Source organism: Streptomyces sp. LARHCF249 (assembly GCF_052871255.1).
Window position 1 is genome coordinate 50,954 of record NZ_JBIXJQ010000014.1, and the last position, 18,130, is coordinate 69,083.

Below are 18,130 nucleotides of genomic sequence, written 5' to 3' on the forward strand. Positions count from 1 at the left end.
CTCTGAAAAAACGTCAAGGCTGTGAGTCAGCGCAGCGTAAGCGAAGGAATTCACATCCGCATAGACGGACTTGTCGGCACGCCATTCCTGTCGGGATCATGACAGCCGGAATGATCCGTTTCGGATCGCTCGATGGCGTTTTCGCAGGTCAGATGTGTCGAAGTCGGGTCTTGCGCGAAGAGCCTGAAGGCGTGTTGGCTGCGGTTTTATCTGTCTTTTATTCCCTTGGGGGGTTACTGTGTCCATCCGGTCGGACGTGATGCCCGAATTGTTCGGAGGTGGTCGCTTTCGCAGAAAGCGTCGGCTCCGTACCGGAACTGTCGGTGCGACAGCCGTCGCCCTGTCCGTCTCCCTACTGACCGGCCCTGCCTGGGCGGGGCCGGCTGAGTACAAGCCCCGCGGCACCCAGAAGACGCCTTCTGTCTCGGGCAAGAACCTCAAGCCGCAGGGCAAGAAAGCTCCGGCCGCGACTCCCTCCTGGAAGCCCTCGAAGGTGACGTGGCCCGCCGCCGGCTCGGCGGAGGTGACCCTGTCGGCCGCCGCGCCGCTGGCCGACGCCGCCCCCTACAGCAAGGCGCAGGCGAATCTGCCGGTACGCGTCACCAAGTCGGCGAAGGTCTCGCTCTTCCTGCGGTCCGACGCAGCGAATGACCCATCAGGCGTGGATCGGGTCAAGGTCACCGTCGCGGACCGCAAGACGGCCCAGAAGGCCGGCATCGACGGCCTCCTGCTGTCCGTGCAGCGCAAGGACAGCCGCATCTCAGGCGGCCGGGTGCAGGTCGAGGTCGACTACTCCAAGATCAGGGACGCCTACGGCGCGAACTGGGCCTCATCGCTGCACCTCGTCCAGCTGCCGGCCTGTGTGCTGACGACGCCCTCGAAGCCCGAGTGCCTTAAGAGTTCTTCCGTCCCGACGTACAACCATCAGAGCGCCGCGAGGCTCACGGCCGACGTTGACCTGACGAATGTCGCGCCAGCCCTGGACGCGAAGCCGGCCGCCGTCGCCTCTGCGGCAGGCGGCATGACCGTTTTGGCTGCTGTGGCCAGCGCCGACGGGCCTGAGGGCTCCTTCAAGGCGACCTCGCTCGCTGCGTCGGGTTCGTGGTCGGCAGGCGGGAACTCCGGTGGCTTCGGCTGGAACGTTCCGATCACGGTTCCGCCGGTGCCGGGCGGCTTCGCGCCTAAGGTGGGCTTCTCCTACAGCTCCTCCTCGGTCGATGGCCGCACCGGCTCCACCAACAACCAGTCGTCCTGGGTCGGTGAGGGCTGGGAGTACAGCCCCGGGTTCATTGAACGCAAGTACGCATCCTGTGAGAACGACAAGCAGGGCGCCAGCAACACCGAGGTCGTCGGAGACCTCTGTTGGAAGTCCGAGAACGCGACGATGTCACTGAACGGCTCGAGCACCGAGCTGGTCTGGGACGCGGGCAAGGGCCTGTGGAAACTGGCGAACGACGACGGCTCCCGTGTCGAGCGGATCTACGATTCTGTCGGTAACAACTCCGGGGATGAGGACTCCGAGTACTGGCGGATCACCACCACCGACGGCACTCAGTACTGGTTCGGGAAGAACCGCCTTCCGGGCTGGAGCGCCGGCAAGGAGGAGACGTCCTCGGTCAACGCTGTCCCGGTCTTCGGAAACCATGCAGGCGAGCCTGGCCGCGGGGCCGACTTCGCCTCCTCCAGCCGGATGCAGGGCTGGCGATGGAACCTCGACTACGTCGTCGACCCCCACGGCAATGCCATGGCCATGTACTACACCAAGTACACCGGCTACTACGCCAAGAACAAGCAACTGGACACGCCGGTCACCTACACCCGCGACAGCACCCTGCGCCGGATCTCCTACGGCCTGCGCGACGGACAGGTATACACGACCGCCAAGGCTGCCGGCCAGGTCAACTTCTGGGTCTCCGACCGCTGCATGGCTACCACCTGCATCCTTGACGAGGCTCACGCCAACGACTGGACCGACGTCCCAGTCCACCTGGACTGCAAGGCCGGCCAGCAGTGCCTGCAAGGCTCGCCTACATTTTGGTCCAGCAAGCGCCTGACCTCTATCGACACCTACGCCCTGATGGGCACCGGACACGTCGGCGTGGACAACTGGGCACTGACGCAGTCCTACCCGCCCACCGGCGACACGACCAAGCCCGCCCTGTGGCTGAACTCCGTCCAGCGCACCGCCAAGGCCGGCGCGCTCACAGACATCCCTGGCGTCGACAAGACCGTCTTCACCGGCGAGCTCATGGCCAACCGCGTGGACAAGGCCGACGGCCGCCCGCCGATCAACAAGCAACGCATCACACAGATCACCAACGCGACCGGCGGCACAACCCTCGTCACCTACACAGACCAGGAATGCAGCCCCAGCAATCTGCCCGGAGCCGACGACACCAACACCAAGCGCTGCTACCCATCCTGGTGGACCCGCGACGGAGGCGCCGAAGAGGTCAAGGACTACTTCCACAAGTACCTGGTCGCCAGCATCGAGGAGAGCGACACCACCTCCGGCACGGGCTCACCCTCCAAGACCACCACCTACGTCTACCCCGGCTCCCCGAACTGGCGTCGAGACCAGTCCGAATTCACCCTCGACAAGCACCGCACCTGGGGCGACTTCCGGGGCTACCGCACCGTCCGCACGCTGACGGGCACCACCAACCGAACCAGGACCGAGACCGACTACTACACAGGCATGGCCGGTGACATCCTCGCCAACGACACCCCTCGTACAGTGGCGACGATCAACGGTGTCACCGACCGGCGCGACTTCACCGGCAAGGTTGCCGAGACCCGCACCTACAGCTCCGAAACCGGTGCGGCAGTCGAGAAGAGCACCCAGATCCCATGGTTGTCCAAGGACAACGCCACGCAGCCCGTCGTCGGCATCACCGATCCCAAGGAGCCCGGCACCGAGGCAGCCACCCTCGAGTCAAAGACAGCCCGCTTCTCCGGAACTGACACCACCGTGACCGGCACCCTGCTAGCCGACGGCACCTGGCGCAACAGCACCGCCCAGCGCACCCATGACGAGACGTACGGCCTCGTCCTGGCGGAAGGGCACGACGGGGCGAACACAACCGAAGCCACGTGCACAGTCACGCAGTACGTGACACCTGACACAGCGAACTGGCTAATCGCCTATCCACGACAGGTCACCAGCACGTCCAGCAAGCCATGCACGAGCACGCCATCCGTCCCTTCCGCCACCAGCGCCGGTCGGATCTTCTACGACGGGCAGGCCAACGGCACCGCGCCGAAGGCGGGCCAGGCCAACATCACCACGACCGAGCAGGCATTCAAGCTGGACGCCGCCAATCAGCTCGTCTGGGAGACCGCCGGCAAAGCCACTTACGACGCGTACGGCCGAGTGCTGACCTCTACGGGCCAGGACCAGCAGACCACCACCACCGCGTACACACCGGCAGCCAGCTCCCAGCCGACCAGCGTGAAGGTCACCAACCCCAAGGGTCACGCCACTACCAGCACTTACGACGGTCTCCGCGGGCTGGAACTAACTGGCACTAACCCGAATGGCCACATCGTTACCTCTGAGTACGACGCACTCGGCCGGCTAGTCAAGGGTTGGAGCGCGGGCCGCCTCACCTCCCAGCAGCCCAACATCACATACACGTACAACCTCTCTGCGGCTGCTCCGTCAACCGTCGTAAAGAAGAGGCTCTACGAAAACAACACGTGGGGCACTGTCGTAACGTTCTACGACTCGCAGCTGCATCCGCGGCAGACGCAGTCCGACGCCATCGGCACCGCCGGCCGGGTTGTCACAGACACCTTCTATGACGATCACGGACGCGTCGTACGGACCAACGCCCCTTACTACAATAGCCAGCCGACCAGCACCACGATGCTGATTGTTCCCCACAACCAGATACCCAGCGCGACAGAAACCCACTACGACACGCGCGACCGTGCGACCGCTTCCGTCCTTTTGTCCCTGAACACGGAAAAGTGGCGCACTACCAACACTTACGGCCCTGACTGGCAGGCTGCCGTTCCACCGCAGGGCGGAACTGCGACCCTCGCCATCAGTGACGCTCGCGGCCGCGTCATCGAGCGGCGGGAGTACAAGGATCGCAACCCCGTCCTCGGAGCTGCAGCAACGCAGTACCAGAAACACACCTACGAGTACGACCGTGCTGGCAAGCTCGCCAAGTTGACCGACACCTCAGGGCGCAACTCCTGGACGAACACCTACGACCTGCGGGGACGCCTGACCCAGAGCACGGACCCAGATAGGGGCAAGAGCACCACCTTCTACGGATCCGATGGACGGCCCCAAACCACGACAGACGCGCGCAACGCCACCCTGGCCACCACCTACGACGAACTGGGCCGCAAGACCGCCCTGCGCGCAGGTTCGCTCACTGGACCGAAGCTCGCCGAATGGACCTACGACACCGCCGTGGGTGGGAAGGGCCTGCCCGCGTCCTCCATCCGCTACGACGGAACCAACGCCTACACAAGTACGGTCACGGCATACGACGCATGGGGCAAGCCGACCGGTACAACCGTCGCCGTTCCGTCAGTTGCAGGCGAGGAGCAGCTTGCTGGCACATACGCCATCCAGGCCACGTCCAGCCAGACGAACGGTCTGCCGGCAACCACTGCCTACAGCACTACCAACAGCAACGCCACAACTGCCCTCCCTGCCGAGACCATCACGAATCACTACGGCGCGCAGGACCAGCTCGGCATCGTCGACAGCAACCTCAACCAGGCATATCTGCGTGGCGCCGCCTACACCCCGTTCGGTGACCTGGCACAAGCGCAGCTCGGCAACCTGGGTTCGATGGTCACCCAGACCCTCACCTATGACAGCGTCACCCGACGCGGCGTTTCTGCCGTCACAGACCGTCAGGCAGCTGCTCCCACCGAGCTCTCAAACATCGCATACACCTACGACCCGGCTGGAAACATTACGCGGATCCTGGACAACCAGAACGACAGCACCATCAAGGACGACCAGTGCTTCACCTATGACTGGGCACGCCGACTGACCGAGGCTTGGACCTCCGGGGACAACTGCGCCACCAAGCCAGTCAACGGCGCCGGCACGCCCGCTCTGGGCAGTGTCGATCCGTACTGGACCAGCTGGACCTTCACCGACACCGGCCAACGCGCCACCGAGAAACAACACAAGGCCGGCCCCGTCAGCACGGACACAACCCGTACCTACGCCTACCCCACCATCGCCGGTGCGGCCCAGGCGCACGCGGTCCGCAGCGTCACCGCCACAGGTGGCGCAACTGGCACAGACACCCTCGGATACGACGCTACCGGCAACTTGACGGCCAAGACCCCGGCTGCAGGCAGCGCCCAGTCTCTGGTCTGGGATGCCGAGGGCAAACTCTCCTCATCCAGCACTGCGGGCGTCACCACATCGTTCCTGTACGACACTGCAGGCACCCGCATCCTCAGGCGGGAGCCCACCACTACAACTCTGTACCTTCCTGGTGGCCAGGAACTTGTCTTGGACAAAGCCACCAAGATCGTTTCGGGTACCCGATACGTCAGCGTGCCCGGCGGCACTGCTATGCGGACCAGCGCCGACGGACGCGTCCGCTTCCTGATCGCCGACCACCACGGCACCAACACGCTGTCAATCAGCGCGTCTACTCTTACCTTCAACCGCCGTAAGCAGCTGCCCTACGGCGCCGAACGCGGTACGCCCCCTGCAGCCTGGCCGAGCCAGAAGGGATTCGTCGGGGGAGACATCGATAGGACCACCGGCCTCACCCACATTGGGGCCCGGGACTACGACACCAAGCTTGGCCAATTTATCAGCGTCGACCCCCTCCTAGACCCCGAGAATCTACAGTCGCTCAACGGCTATACGTACTCGAGCAACAATCCAGTCACCCTCAGTGACCCCACCGGAATGCAGGAGAAGGATTGCCAGCTCGGCCTGTGCGGCGGACACTACGACCCGCGGGACGACAAGGCTCCAAACGATAAGCGCCCTAAGTCGATCCACGAGGGTCACGACGGTGGCGTCCCGGGAGATGGCAAGGATGCATCCGACGGCAGTTACCAGAGCTGGGGCCATGGTTGGGACAAATCCGGATACGACACGTCCACGTCCAACGCAGTAGATCAAATCTTCTACGCAGCAATCAGTAATGTGGTTCATGCCACATCCTTCTTCGGCTGGGTTGCGGACAGCGATTGCCGAGGTGAAGGCGGCGCCGGAACACCTGGATGTGACTATGGCGGTGAATTCGATCACTGGCTGCTTGAAAATGGCGTCGACACGAACTCTGCGACCTTCGTCGGAGTCGGTATTCTCGGTACGGTCCTGGCCCATAAAGAAGGACCCATCGGCCGTACGCCCAGGAACCTTGGCCCCCTCATCAAGGATCTTCTACCCAAGGATCGAGACCGCCGAACTGCTGGGATTCTCGATCTCGGGAATGAACAGATTCCGATGCTGAGTGGACCCGATGGGCAATCACATCTGGTGCCTAATGTTCCCGGCAGAGTGAAGGCGAACTTCGACCACGTGGAAGCCCATGCCGCAGCCTTCATGCGCGTGAACCCTGGCGTCAGGAAGGCAGTTCTGTACATCGACTACCCGACCGGTACTTGCCCGACGTGCAGTCGAACGCTCCCGACTATGCTCCCAAAGGGGGTCGAGATGATCGTCATATCTCCAAGAAAGACTGAGAAGTTTGTTGGCAAGTAATTAGATAAGGGCCGATGGTCAGCAGATGCTGGCCATCGGCCCTCTGAAATTACTACCACGGCAAAGGGTCATCGGTCGAGTGGTCTTCAAGTGTGTAAGATTGCCATCCGGCACTCGAAATTCCGTCAACCCACGCCAAATCCTCTGGCCTATTTGCCGCGACGGTGACTTCATGTGCGTCTAGATCGGGATGGACTAGCGCAAGCCAGCGCTCACCCATAAGAATGCGCGATCCGGGAGCAGGCCAGTTCCATTCAGAGAATTGAACCTCTTTCCTGTCCGCCTGCGACAGAACGTCCTTCAGGGCGACCCCGCCCGCCACCCTCATCTCCTTTGCCCCGAGAATTGCCTCTAGAACCGTGGCATGGATCAAAAACTCCAAGAGGCGGTCATCTGTAGCGACCCAGCCGCTGCCCTCTCCACCCTCATCTCTTTCATATACTCGCTGATCCGGGTCTCCCAGACGGAAGGACCAAGTCCATCCACCTTGCGACTCAGACCAAAATGGAACGTAGTCGCCTTCAGCTTCCAGTTCCGACAGCGGAATTGCATAGTTTTGAGGCGTGATGACATCTCCCCACTCGCTGGAGATATCGTGCCACTTTACGAGAATTTCAGGCGCTAGGGGGGGAAATTCGCGCTTTATGGCCGGGAATGTGGGGTCTCCGTACCATCCAACCAGGAAGCGGTGCAGGTTCGACAAGTCCCACGGCGCTAGATCGTTCATGGTGTCATTATGCTTCAACTCATCCTGCCTCCCGTCTACCCCTGCCTCTTTTGAGGCTTTTGGGAACCTGATTGAGTGATGATGGGTCCCGACCCGCCGCGGCGTACGTCCCGCAATCAGACCAGCCCGGGACATAAGCCAGGCCCATGCCCTACGGTGCACGCCATGAAGATCGTGCTGAGCGGCGGACCGGGCCACGGCCGCACCATGACTGGCCCGAACCCACGGCGAAGTCCAAGGCGCGGACGGCGGCTACAGCTATCAGCTCACCGGCAAGGAGGATGAACACGGCCGACGGATCGCCGTCATGTACTTCGACTGACGAGCGCCGCTCACGTGCTGCGTGAAGGCTTCCTTTTCGGGGACCGCCTTTCGCCGTGCCCGACGTGCGCTTCATGGCCATCTTCGCTGCGAAGAGCTCGAGAGACGACTGCTCCGCTCTCCAGGGGCGCGTAGGAAGCGGCAATCCGGGACAACAGATGTCCTGTACCAGATACGTCTGGGCAGGACGGAGCACGCGGTTCTCCGCACCTCAGACGTGTGCCCCCGAACCCGTACTTCCGAAGACGGCGGAGCTGAGTTAGAGCCTGCGCTCCCGCCGATGATCTTGCGGCAAGAGCTCATGCCCCGTCCGGCTCGCCCAGCGCGTCAGGCTTCGTCCTCCTGGCCATCGCGCTCATGCTCGTGGTCGTGCAGGCGCTCTTCGAGGTCGCTCACCCAGCCCTGAGCCCAGGCGCGCAGCTCGGCCGTCTCCTCCTCGGTGAGGCCGTAGGCGGCGAATTCCTCGTCGTCGGCCCAGTCCGCTCCTGCGAGGCGGTCACGGAGGTCGTGGAGGCGGAACTCGTCGCGGCCATGCCGCTCGCCGAGGCGCTCCAGCTCGTTGGTGGTTCGGTGGCGGGAGGCCGCGTGCACGTCGATGAGGTCGCGGACGGCGCCGCGGTCAGCGAGGGCGCGGACCTTGGTGCCGATGACGGAGTCGAAGGCGAGGACCGGCCCGTACTCGGTCTGGGCGGGCGGCGTCCAGAAGTGTTCTTTGAGGACGTCCACCTCACACTCCTCGCCGGTGTCGGGGTCGGCGGCCATCAGGCGGGCCGAGAGTGCGTCCACGTCGATCACGCGCACGTGCCAGCCCCGTGCGGCCAGACCCTGCTCGAGGCTCGCGATGATCTCCCCCATGGGGGCCGGGTTCTCGGTGGCGACGTCGAGGTCCTGGCTGAGCCGTTCGACGAGGCCGTGGGCCTGGACGGCGTACCCGCCCGTGATCACGAGGGGGTACGGGGCGCCGATGTCGAGGACGGCGGCCAGGAGCCGCCGGTGCAGGTCGCCCAGTTTCACGCTGCGGCGGACCCCGCGGTCGCCAGCTCGGGGAAGGCTTCCTCCCAGACCTGCCGTACGTGCCGGCTGACCAGCGTGCGCAGGACGGGCCACTGCGCCAGGAGGAGGTCGCGATTCAGCAGAGTCACGAGGTCCTCGTGCTGCCCTTCGGCCAGGACAGTGCGGTACAGGCCCATCCGCAGGCGGGGGCGGTCCAGGTCGTAGGCGCGCAGTCCGGACCAGGCCACGTGCAGGGGCAGCTCGACCACGCCGTGCCGCGGACCTGCGAGTTTCTCCAGCGAGGCGGGCAGCCGGCCCGCGTATCGGGCGTGCAGCACCTCGGCCGCCGAAGGCGCCGCGCTGCTGGAGGAGAACATGACCATGGACCCGATTATCCCGCGTCCCGCCCGTCCCCGGTACCGCAGACGCGGCACACCGTCCCGTCGGCTACACCGCGCATCCAGTCCGCGGCCTATCCGTCCTACGCCCGGCACCGACATCTCCGGACGCGGCCCGACATCGTGAGGACACCCCGAGGATCGTGGATCGAGACTGCAGGCGTTTGAGCCGGTTGTGCACGAGGGCTTCGAGTCGGTCAAGTGCGACGTGGGCGAGGTTCGCGAGGCTGCTTGACGTGGGCCCACAGGTACTCGACCGCGTTGCGGGCTGGATGAACACCGTCAGCCAGTCCCGCGCGCTGATCAGGTCGCGCATGGCATGGGAGACGCGGGGGCCAACGGCTCGCAATCTGGCGTCAGTCACCTTCGCCCCTCCCAGATCGTGATTACGCCTCACCGCCGGTACCCGCTGCTGCCCGGCTGGTGTGGTCGAGGGACCGGCCCGAGCAGACGTCCTTCCCTCCGGCTGCACAGCATTCCACCGCAGCAGGCCGGGGACCGCAGGCGGAGCTTCGGCTGACCGCCGGCCTGCGCCCGGCCCACTGCCTTTGCTGATTTTCGTCGCTGGTGACGGCCAAGGCGGTTCGAGGCAGGAGAGGGCAGGTTTCCGCATTCGAGGACGAGGCAGGACAAGGGGGTAGGCCCGCGACCATCGCAGGCCCACCCCTTGTCCTCAGTTATGCCATCGCGCCGAGGAACGGGGGCGCCAGGGGGCAGTGGATCAGGTTCCTGCGAGGTGTGCGCCCAGGCGGCTGGGCAGACTACGGCTCTCGGGGTTCCCAGTGCAGTAGGAGGAACGCCGCGAGTATCGGGGTGCAGGTCAGGAGTATGAACATCATGACGTCGCCGCCGTCAGTGAGACAACCTGGGCCTGCTCCTGTGTCGCTGCGGCGGCAGCGTGCAGGAGGCGCTTCACGGACCGGGAGCAGTTCGCGAGCCTGAGGCGGCGTCCGTTCCGGAGCCACCAGTCGAGGACGGCGAGGAAGCCGGAGTCGGCGAAGGTGACCCGCTCGGTGTCCAGTACGAGGCCGGTGTAGCCGGCATCGGCCGCGGAGGCTAGGAGCGCCCGCAGCGGGGTGGCGCTGCAGTGGTCGATCTCTCCGCTGAGGCGGACGACCAGCGTGGTGCCAAGGGTGGTGCAGGAGTGGACGACTATGACGCCGGGCGCGGTGTCCGCGCCCGAGTCGTGCACGGTGGGAGGAGTCAGGGGCGCGAGAGCGGCGGACAGTATCGGGGAGGTGATTGAGGTACTCACGTCCCCATCAACGCCTCCCACCCGGTGCCGGGAAACGAGCCACGCGGACCTTTCACCCCATGTGACCAGCACCGATCCCTGAACAGGAGGAAAGATTCCACCCGGATGAGGCAGTCAGGCGCCCTTCCAGACGACCGGCGGACCCCACTCCTACTCGCCCGCCAGAGCTTGGCCACGTCGAAGATCGTCGAATCGTCCACCGGATAGAAACCGGGACCGTCCCACCGAGCCTCGGCGTAGGCGTAGACCGTGCTCCCAGACCCGGCCGCGCACGCTTCACCGTGATCTTCCAGTTGTCGGGCCACGGCCCGTCATAGCTGGTGTCGTCAATGTCGTTCGTGCTGCTGGCGCATTTGTAGACCGGCGCAGCCGTGGTCGCGGTGGCGGCCGGTGCCGCCGCAGCGACCACGACCAGTGCTGCCACCGCAGCGTGCTTGATGGTGTTCATGGCCGGTCAAAGCCGGTACCGCAGGCGGCGGCGACACGGCCGGGCCCCGGAAACCACCCCCGACGAGGGACCCATCCCCCAGGTGTCCGGGCGGGGCAGTGGCGGTCGGCCAGGGCTTGTCCGGTCGATCGGATGACTGTCATCACCGTGGCACCGAATCGACCGGACGGCGCCTATTCGGTGTCGCCCGAGCTGCCCCGGGGCAGGCAGGGAGCCGTTTGCGGCTGGTGACGATCCTGCTGGCTTATTCCGTGCCCGGCGGGTTGGCGGCTCGCTCCACCGCCGAACCGCACCGCGGCACCCTCCCGACGTGGCCGACCGAGGACGACGTCGCAGAAACGCCGACTTCAAGATCATTCACTTAGCGCTAATGGCTCTTCGTTGTTCCCCGAGGCCGTAGGACACCAGCGCCGTGTTGGTCGGGGATCTCATGGCGCCACACTATGAACTGCCCGGGTGCGGGCGGGCCAGAACTGTGTGTGGCGCCTGGTAGTGAAGATCCCCCTACGACATCCTGTGCCTCGGAAAGTATCGGGGAGCTTGCGATGTCGCGTTCCTACTGGGACTTCGTCTTGGCCATGGCGTATGGCACGAGCACATTGGGCCCAGCGATCGACGTTTGGCAAACGGTGCGTGGCCGGACGCCCCAGCGGCTCGTCGCCGCGCACACGTCGCTTTCTGAGCTGGCCGGTGAGACCGGAGGCCTGACACTGGCCGGTCTTGGCTTCGCGGTAACGGCCTGGATTTGGATCCCGACTGACGACGCCGTTGAGGATTGGGCTGCGTTGGGTGGCACCTTCGGTCTTCTCGCAGGCTTGTGGGTGTGGAGCGTACGACGGCTTGCCCCGGACCCATGGGCGCCGGGTTTCGAAGAGGGCCTGACCAAGCTCAGCGTCCTGCTGCGACGTGGCTTCGTGTTCGCCGCCTCTGCTGCGTTCATCCTTGGCCTGAGCTGGTTGCAGATGTGGGCCTCCCGCTTTGTCTGGTGGCTCTTTGGCTGAGGCACCCAGCCAATCCGCCGATCTGCTAATGGACAGCGGTGCCCTCCCGCGAGTCGGGGTGCCGGTAAGCACCGTGTCACCGATCCTGCCGGCTTCATTCGGTCACGCGGCGAGGGAGAGGTCGAGTCGGGCAAGGTGGCTGACGCGGGTTCGGTCGAGCGGGTGGCCATTCCACCAGGCGTCGAGGCGAATGAGGTTGAGTGCAACGGCCGAGAAGACGTGCTCCAGGTGGGTCTTCTGGAGACCGAGGTAGCGGGCACGTCTCATTCCGGTGACCGCGACGGCCTGGTGGATGGTTCCCTCGATGCCCGCGCGGGTTGCGTACTTGGCTCGCCACTGCTCGTCGCCCTGCTGGAGGCGGGCGTGGTCGAGGACTTCTTGCAGCTCGCGGGGTTGCAGGGAGAGGGTCCGGCCGCCGGTCTTCGAGCGGGTGCACTGGTCGCGCACCGGGCAGGGGCGGCATGTCTCCTTGTCGAACTTGATGACGATAGCCTTGGTGCCGCGCAGGTTGGCGGGGCTCCACCAGGTGCTGGTCTCTCCGCGCGGGCAAGTGGCCTGCCTCTTGTCCCAGTCGATGGTGAACGCGGTGCGGTCGAACCCGGTGCCGGCACGTGCTTGGGGTGAGCTGTTCATCAGGACCGGAGTGACCAGGGTGACCCCGAAGTTCTTCTTCATGCCCACAATCAGCTCGGCGGAGGCGTATCCGGAGTCGAGGAAATGCTCGGCGGGCAGGAGATCGCGGGCAGCGAGGATGTGATGGACCGGTTCGGTCATTTCCGCGTCGGTCACTGTCGCGTCGGTGGTCGCGATGCTGGTGATCAAGCGGGGTGGCGGTCCGTCGGCTCCGGGGATTAGCGCCTGGCCTCCGGCAGCCGGGTCCTGGTCGTCGGGTTCGTCGCAGGACTCACTGATGTGGATCTTGTAGCCGGTCCACCAGGAGCCCTGTTTGAGGCCGTAGCGCGCGTCAGTGTCGTACGGAGAAGCCAGCCGCAGCCTGCCGGGCGGGAGGTCTTTGCTCTCCCGCCGCTTCACCTCCGCTCCGGCCTCGGTCACGGTGCGGTGGTAGTTCTGCACCCACATCGTGCGCAGGACCTGCACCGCTGGGAGTTCGCGCAGCCAGGCCGGGGCATCAGGGGCGTGCACCGCCTCCAGCAGCGCGAACCCGTCCCGGCCGTAGACCAGGGCCATCTCCTCGCGCTTGCTCGTGGAAGCCGGCGGATGCCAGGAGTGAGTCCGCGGACCGTAGCGTTCGGCCCATTCCCGAATGGGCACCGCCTGGGCCAGCCAGTCCGGGGCCGCGCAGGCCAGCGCCTCCAGCGTGGCCCGCAGCGTCTCCCCGGCCAGCTCCAGCCTGTTCAGATCGCGTACTGCCGCCAGCACGCGGGTGGAGTCGGTGCGCTGCCTGCCTCCGGCCTTCACCAGGCCCCGGTCCTTGGGGGCGGTCAGCAGCAGGTCGAGCACCGTCTCCTCCATGCCGTGCTCGACCAGTCGCGTGCGGAACTCGGACAGCACCGAGGCGTCGAACCCGGGATCATCCAGCTCCAGGCCGAGCGCGTATTTCAGGTCCATGCCGTATCGCACCCGATGCGCTGCCGCCCGGTCGGTGAGGTTCTCGGCGAACTGCAACACCGTCACCAGCGCCAGCTGGCCTGGTGACCAGCCCGGCCTCCCTCTGGATCGGAACGCCTCGGCGAACTCGGCGTCCGCGAACAACTCGCCCAGCTCGTCACGGACCCGCATCGCCAACGGGTACGGGCCCCGTGCCGCCACCGCCCGCGCCACCTGCGCGGTCAGCTCAGGCACCTTCGGCCACGGCCTCGGCCGCATCGACATCCCACACCCCACCCGCGACCGGGAACGCCAAGACCGGCCGCTGCTGTCCCGATCAACGAGCCGCCAGCCGCGCCGGGCACGGAATAAGCCAGCAGGATCGGTGACGTGCTTCTTACCAGCATCCCTTCTCGAGCGGCAGCAGATCGAGCTCGATGGCCGGGGGATCTGAAAGTTCAAGATCGCGGCGTCCCTGTGGCAGGCGGCAGGCGGCTGTGGCGGCGGCGTCGAGCTGGTCGGTTTCACCACGTGGGTGACCGCCGAGGTCCTCCAGCCGTACCGGTGCGTCGCCTACGACGCGATCCCCTCCCACCCGCTGCCTGCAGTGCCCCCAGAGCCGGAGAGATGGGGGTCGGTGCTCGGGCCCGTGCACAGCCGGCGGGGCCGGTCAATCGTCCCGCCCGCCCGGGGTCGATGACAAGCCGCTGTACGAGGGTAGGGTCAGCGGCCGGCACCCTTCAGCGAATGCGACGAGGCCAGGCCCGGTCCCTACTGTCCATCTCGTGGCTTTGGGGAGGAGGCGAGTGCTTCCGCCTGCTCCCGGAGGAGTGCGTGAACGGCGCCTTCGGGGACACGGAACGAGCGGCCAACCCTGATCGCCGGAAGGTGGCCGTTGTGCACGAGGCGGTGGACGGTCATCTTCGAGACGCGCATCACCGAGGCAACTTCGGCCACGGTGAGGAACACCACACCCTCGAGCAGTTCCTGCGCCTTGCTCGAACGGGCGGACGAAGACCGGTGGGTAGTCGGCTGATCCGGGGACTGCTCATCGGACAGATCAGCATCGGCAGGTACGGAACGCGGGTTACGGCGCTGAGATGAGAGGACGAGCTGGGAGCGGCCCAAGACGGTCTCCAGGGTTTCCCGGAGCGCGATCAGTTCGCCCAGATACTGCACGTACAGAGGGTCGGACGGGTCAAGGCTATTGAGGTCCGTAGTCCGGAGGAGTTCGAGGACCAGCCGTACTCGGCCCCTTGTCTCTTGGTCCGAACTGACTTCTCGTGCCGACGCCGCGGATGCCAGGTTTTCCATGTCTGCCATCTGGTGAACGGTCGTGACGCGCTGACGTTCTGCTTGATCGAGTTGCTGATGCAGGTCGGCGTGCGACTCCGGCGCTGCGGTCGTGGTCGGCTGGTCAACCGGCTCCTGCGCCTGGTGCTCCCGAAGGCCGTGGTCTTCGGGCTGAACGGGACCCGTCTCGCTCTGGTGGCCGTGCTGTGTCGGCACCCGGGGGAATGTCCGCCGAGGCTGGGTCGCTTCCTCGTCATGTCGGACACGCATCGCGTCTCGGCCTGGCGAGTCGTCGTGCAGCGGCTCGTAGGCCAGAGCATGGCGTAGCCAGGAGAAGAAGGATCGAGGCTCCGCTTCAGGGGCAGTGCGGTTCTCAGCCTGACGGAACTGACGTTCTGCGAACGGTGGAGCCGTCCGGGCGATGTTCCCCAGCACCTGGGACGCGAAGGAGTCAGAGCGCACCGATCTGCCCTCCCTGGTTCGTCGTCATCTCCGGAGCCGCCAGCTGTTGAGAGGAAGCAGCGGGTGCCGGTACGGCGGCAGGCTCTATGGGTGGGGCGGTAACCACTGGGTGTGAGAGCCCTTGCTTCGCCAGTTGCTGCAGGATCTTGGGAGCGGCAATCCCTATGGTGAGGGCCGCGAGGGGCCCGGCCACCTGTCCTGAGGCGGCGAAGGCTGCGGTCAGCCCCATCCCCACACCCAGCCTGATGATCACGGCGACGGCATACGGTGCGAACGCCGGCTCACCCTTCTTCTTCCAGGGCCAGCCGTCGGTGGTGTGGATTGCGGTATAGAGGTCCAGGCCCTCAATGAGCGCCGCGCCTAACAGGCCCCAAAGACACCCTTCCAAGACCGGCATCAGCGGCTCCCTCCAGCTGAGTTGGCGTCCGCGAGACGCTGTCGGAGGAGGACAGCATCGCAGCCGCGGTCATTCCTCCACAGGGCCTCGCGGAAAGCCGTCACCTACCGAGACTTCCCCGCGAGTACGAGAACCGCGTCGAGACCCTCGGGGTGGCTACAACGGCTCCTCATCTGGGGGCCAGTCCTGGGTGGATCAGCGGGTCATGCGAAGGGGGATGGGGAGTGGACGATGGCGTCGGCTGAGAGAGAGGCTGCGGTCTCGGCCAGGACGCGGCCGAGGCGGGAGGCGAGGACGGGGCCGGTGGTCTCGGTGGAGTGGGGAGCCCGCCAGGTGCGGACGGCAAGGTAGTCGTCGAGGACCCAGACGACGGGGAGGGGGATGGGGGCGGGTGCTGCGACGGCGGAGGCGGAGTTGTTCTTTGCGGGGAGGCGCCAGGTGGGGTGGTGCTGGTTGTCCTGCTGGATCTGGAGCAGGGAGAGGCCGATCGACTGCCCTGGGCGCAGGCCGGCGAGGGTGAGGTAGACGGCGAGGCGGGCGCGTTCGGGCATCGGGCCGCGGTACATGTCGGCGGCGGAGCGCAGAGCCTCCATCTGGTCGCGGGTCAGGGTTGGCTGGTTGGTGGTGGGGACGATCCCGACCAGTCGGGAGCGCGGGGGCAGCCTCCAAGAGGTGGCGCCGAGGGCGTCCTCGCAGTGGGCGTAGTAGGAGCGGATGGCGGAGGCGGCGCGGGCGGCGCCGCTCATGGCGATGCCGTCCTGGTTCTTGAGGTCGCTCGTCCAGTTCCGGACGTTATGGGCGGTGACCTCCCAGATGCGGAGGCCGATGTAGGTGAACCAGGACTGGTCGTACGGTGCCTGGACGGGCGGGTGGACGGGCCAGTGGGCCAGGGCGGCGCGGTAGCGGTACTTGGTGTCCAGGTCCCAGGCGCGCCCGGCTACGGGCTGGCCGTCGGCGCGGACGTAGCGGCCGGCGAGCCAGGCTTCGAGGATCGCGCGGGGGTCGGCGGTACTCACCGGAGCGAGCGTAGACGGTGCCGCTAACGGTCGCGGCGCCACCCGCCCCTGCGTCGAGGCGCCGCTCGCCGTTGGTCCTCCCGTGTCCTGGGGCCTTGGCGTCTTTGCTCCTCAGTTCGTCGCGATCAGAGGTCGGCGTTCGGCTTTGAGGTGGGCGGCCCCCAGCGCCGCGTCTGTCCTCTTCCGCAGCTCCTCCACCACCATGAGGTGCATCAGAACCGGCTCCGCCAGTTGTGGCCCATGAACGCCGAGCGCGATCGTGCAGTGGTACAGGCAGAGAAGGGCGAGGCTGGCCGGCTCGGGGATTCCCTCGACGCTCGGACCTGCTCTTAGCACGGGTCCGCTGCGGGTGCCGACGGTGTTCATGGCGATGCCCTGGGCTCCGGCATGGGTTTCTGCGGAGGCCCATTCGAAGTAGGGGTGGAGGTGGGCGATGCCCGCGAGTTTCGCCAGGTCCTCGGTGTTCTTCTGCCTCTCACCGGGCAACGGGTCTGCCCATCCGAACTGTCTTCCGATGCTCTTGCCGAACTGCTGCTTGGCGTTCTCCGCGGCTTGCCGGGCCTCGGCTACTTCCTCGTCGGAGAAGGGGTGCTGCCCCAGGGCTTCGACGTGCTTCTGGTAGGTCTCCATCGACTTGAATGCGACGCTGTCGTGGTGCGCGAGGTAGCGGTCGACCAGGTCGCCGTACTGGGCTTGGCGGCTGTAGTTGCCCAGGACGTACGCAACCACGGCGAGTTCGTACAGGAGCCGGGCGGGTTTCAGTGCTCCGTGACCGTGGCCGGCTTCCAGCAGGCAGTGGACTTCGTCGGCGGCTCGGCAGGCTCGAGCGTGGATCTGTGTCAATACGTCGGTGAGCGGGTCGCGCGGCCGTGGTGCGTGCTGGTTGATCGCGGCGCCTAGTTCATGGGCGTGGTTCAGCGTCAGAGAATAGAGGTCGAGGCTGCGTCCCCAGTGCCGTCGGAGTCCGCTTCGGAACTGACTGCGTCGCCTCTCGCTTCGACGGAGGTCTTTGGGAACGTTCCGGACGATGCGCGTGGCCAGTGCTTCGGCGTCCTGCCTGAGCTGTTCCTCGTTCATGGGCCAATGAGAGGCCCGGCTGTGGATGCCCGTCAAGCAAGTTGCGGATCATGTTCAACGGCTGCCTGCTGGTGATCTTCGGCCTTCTTGCCCTCTTCCTCTTCGCCGGGCTCTCACACCGATGAACGCCGGCAGACCTGGCCCTGAGCGACTCGCGATGCGATGCCGCTGCCGGGTTACTCCAACATTCCGAGGGCGACGTCCGACCGGCAGTGGATGCAGATAGGTACGCCTTCGACCAGCGCCCGGCGCGCCTCTTCAGCACCCAGGACCGAGCGTGAGGTCGGACTTGATGATCCCGAACTCCGTCGCGCTTCTCCGCGACCTCTTCGAAACGCAGGGTCAGGGCAGCGAGCTCGCTGGGCGATGGGTTCCTCGGGCAACGGGCGCGGACATGGACGGTGTCGCCTGCGTAGCCGCACTCCATCTTCTTCTCAGCGAAGTAGAGCCCGACAGGTCGTGCCGCCGAGTCGCGCAGCTGCTTGATC

Annotated in this window: 11 protein-coding genes and 1 pseudogene; 2 read left to right on the forward strand and 10 right to left on the reverse strand. The window is 65.8% G+C overall.

What is annotated here, in order from left to right; all coding sequences use genetic code 11:
* Nucleotides 1-259 precede the first annotated feature (259 nt).
* On the forward strand, nucleotides 260-6,706 hold the full coding sequence (locus ACIPUC_RS31740) for an RHS repeat-associated core domain-containing protein (RefSeq protein WP_446593840.1): 6,447 nt from the start codon (nucleotides 260-262) through the stop codon (nucleotides 6,704-6,706).
* Between the two features lie 52 nt (nucleotides 6,707-6,758).
* Here the strand turns inward: ACIPUC_RS31740 and ACIPUC_RS31745 are convergent, their stop codons facing one another.
* From ACIPUC_RS31745 to ACIPUC_RS31765, 5 genes and pseudogenes are all read right to left on the reverse strand, one after another.
* Complete coding sequence (locus tag ACIPUC_RS31745; RefSeq protein WP_446593841.1) at nucleotides 6,759-7,433, reverse strand: hypothetical protein; 675 nt, start codon at nucleotides 7,431-7,433, stop codon at nucleotides 6,759-6,761.
* 648 nt (nucleotides 7,434-8,081) lie between these two features.
* Nucleotides 8,082-8,768, reverse strand: coding sequence for a nucleotidyl transferase AbiEii/AbiGii toxin family protein (locus tag ACIPUC_RS31750; RefSeq protein WP_446593842.1), 687 nt, complete (start codon nucleotides 8,766-8,768; stop codon nucleotides 8,082-8,084).
* Entirely contained in the window at nucleotides 8,765-9,130 is a 366-nt protein-coding gene (locus ACIPUC_RS31755) for a hypothetical protein (protein ID WP_446593843.1), read from the reverse strand. The genes ACIPUC_RS31750 and ACIPUC_RS31755 overlap by 4 nt, the downstream gene beginning before the upstream one ends.
* A gap of 64 nt (nucleotides 9,131-9,194) precedes the next feature.
* A pseudogene (locus tag ACIPUC_RS31760) lies at nucleotides 9,195-9,473 on the reverse strand (hypothetical protein); the annotation flags it as partial.
* Nucleotides 9,474-9,980: 507 nt separating this feature from the next.
* Nucleotides 9,981-10,400 (reverse strand): STAS domain-containing protein, encoded by a 420-nt coding sequence (locus tag ACIPUC_RS31765; protein WP_446593844.1) that lies wholly within the window; start codon nucleotides 10,398-10,400, stop codon nucleotides 9,981-9,983.
* 993 nt (nucleotides 10,401-11,393) lie between these two features.
* On the opposite strand from ACIPUC_RS31765, the gene ACIPUC_RS31770 reads away from it, so the two are divergent.
* The gene (locus ACIPUC_RS31770; RefSeq protein ID WP_446593845.1) at nucleotides 11,394-11,849 is read left to right on the forward strand and encodes a hypothetical protein; all 456 of its coding nucleotides are present in this window, start codon (nucleotides 11,394-11,396) and stop codon (nucleotides 11,847-11,849) included.
* A gap of 102 nt (nucleotides 11,850-11,951) precedes the next feature.
* On the opposite strand, the gene ACIPUC_RS31775 is transcribed toward ACIPUC_RS31770, so the two are convergent.
* The 5 genes from ACIPUC_RS31775 to ACIPUC_RS31795 form a co-directional block, all read right to left on the reverse strand.
* Nucleotides 11,952-13,652, reverse strand: a complete 1,701-nt coding sequence (locus ACIPUC_RS31775; RefSeq protein ID WP_446593846.1) for an IS1182 family transposase — start codon at nucleotides 13,650-13,652, stop codon at nucleotides 11,952-11,954.
* Nucleotides 13,653-14,168: 516 nt separating this feature from the next.
* Nucleotides 14,169-14,381 (reverse strand): helix-turn-helix domain-containing protein, encoded by a 213-nt coding sequence (locus tag ACIPUC_RS31780; RefSeq protein ID WP_446593947.1) that lies wholly within the window; start codon nucleotides 14,379-14,381, stop codon nucleotides 14,169-14,171.
* Between the two features lie 760 nt (nucleotides 14,382-15,141).
* The gene (locus ACIPUC_RS31785; RefSeq protein WP_446593847.1) at nucleotides 15,142-15,549 is read right to left on the reverse strand and encodes a hypothetical protein; all 408 of its coding nucleotides are present in this window, start codon (nucleotides 15,547-15,549) and stop codon (nucleotides 15,142-15,144) included.
* Nucleotides 15,550-15,752: 203 nt separating this feature from the next.
* Nucleotides 15,753-16,565: a hypothetical protein gene (locus tag ACIPUC_RS31790; protein ID WP_446593848.1), complete on the reverse strand. Its 813-nt coding sequence runs from the start codon at nucleotides 16,563-16,565 to the stop codon at nucleotides 15,753-15,755.
* Between the two features lie 111 nt (nucleotides 16,566-16,676).
* Nucleotides 16,677-17,642: a DUF5677 domain-containing protein gene (locus ACIPUC_RS31795; protein WP_446593849.1), complete on the reverse strand. Its 966-nt coding sequence runs from the start codon at nucleotides 17,640-17,642 to the stop codon at nucleotides 16,677-16,679.
* Nucleotides 17,643-18,130 lie beyond the last annotated feature (488 nt).

Coding starts and splice junctions, on each gene's coding strand:
- ACIPUC_RS31745 (WP_446593841.1), bottom strand. CDS start 7,433: ATGAACGATCTAGCGCCGTGGGACTTGTCGAACCTGCACCGCTTCCTG.
- ACIPUC_RS31785 (WP_446593847.1), bottom strand. CDS start 15,549: ATGCCGGTCTTGGAAGGGTGTCTTTGGGGCCTGTTAGGCGCGGCGCTC.
- ACIPUC_RS31770 (WP_446593845.1), top strand. CDS start 11,394: ATGTCGCGTTCCTACTGGGACTTCGTCTTGGCCATGGCGTATGGCACG.
- ACIPUC_RS31795 (WP_446593849.1), bottom strand. CDS start 17,642: ATGAACGAGGAACAGCTCAGGCAGGACGCCGAAGCACTGGCCACGCGC.
- ACIPUC_RS31755 (WP_446593843.1), bottom strand. CDS start 9,130: ATGGTCATGTTCTCCTCCAGCAGCGCGGCGCCTTCGGCGGCCGAGGTG.
- ACIPUC_RS31740 (WP_446593840.1), top strand. CDS start 260: ATGCCCGAATTGTTCGGAGGTGGTCGCTTTCGCAGAAAGCGTCGGCTC.